A 1,125-nucleotide genomic window follows, 5' to 3' on the forward strand; every position below is an offset into this window, starting at 1 on the left:
TTTCACGCAAGTGATAACTATCGAAGATACTACGAAACCAACTTGGACTACTCAGGCGGGAAGTTTGGATATAACTATTCAATGTAGTGATGCTGCAGCATTAACTTCCGCGCAAGCGAATGCTCCTACTGCTACCGATAATTGTGATAGTGATGTGACTAATATCGTTAAAACTAGTGGAGTATTTGTAGCTTCTGAGTCTTGTGGTAATTCTGGAACATATACAAATACCTGGACGGTTAAGGATAAATGTGGTAATACTTCTGACTCTTTCACGCAAGTGATAACTATAGAAGATACTACGAAACCAACTTGGACTACTCAGGCAGGAAGTTTGGATATAACTATTCAATGTAGCGATGCTGCCGGATTAACTTCTGCGCAAGCGAATGCTCCTGTGGCAACTGATAATTGTGATAGCGATGTGACGATCGAAAAAACTAGCGGTCAATTTGTAGCTTCTGAGTCTTGTGCAAATGCTGGAACATATACAAACAGTTGGACGGTTAAAGATGCATGTGGTAATACTTCTGACTCTTTCACGCAAGTGATAACTATAGAAGATACTACGAAACCTACTTGGACTACTCAGGCTGGAAGTTTAGATGTAACCATTCAATGTAGCGATGCTGCAGCATTAACTTCCGCGCAAGCGAATGCTCCTACTGCTACCGATAATTGTGATAGTGATGTGACTAATATCGTTAAAACTAGCGGAGTGTTTGTAGCTTCTGAGTCTTGTCGTAATTCTGGAACATATACAAATACCTGGACGGTTAAGGATAAATGTGGTAATGTTTCTGACTCTTTCACGCAAGTGATAACTATCGAAGATACTACGAAACCAACTTGGACTACTGCTCCTACTGCGCTTAACATTACATTACAATGTAGTGATACTGCCGGATTAACTTCTGCGCAAGCGAATGCTCCTGTGGCAACTGATAATTGTGATAGTGATGTGACGATCGAAAAAACTAGCGGTCAATTTGTAGCTTCTGAGTCTTGTGCAAATGCTGGAACATATACAAACAGTTGGGTGGCAAAAGACAATTGTGGTAATATCACTGATGCTTTCACGCAAGTGATAACTATAGAAGATACTACGAAACCAACATTTAATGG

Annotated in this window: 1 protein-coding gene; it reads left to right on the forward strand. The window is 40.4% G+C overall.

What is annotated here, in order from left to right; translation table 11 throughout:
• The coding region (locus IW20_RS25090; protein ID WP_035629109.1) for an HYR-like domain-containing protein at positions 1 to 1,125 on the forward strand (1,125 nt) is incomplete at both ends.

It is taken from the genome of Flavobacterium hydatis, from assembly GCF_000737695.1.
GTDB lineage: Bacteria > Bacteroidota > Bacteroidia > Flavobacteriales > Flavobacteriaceae > Flavobacterium > Flavobacterium hydatis.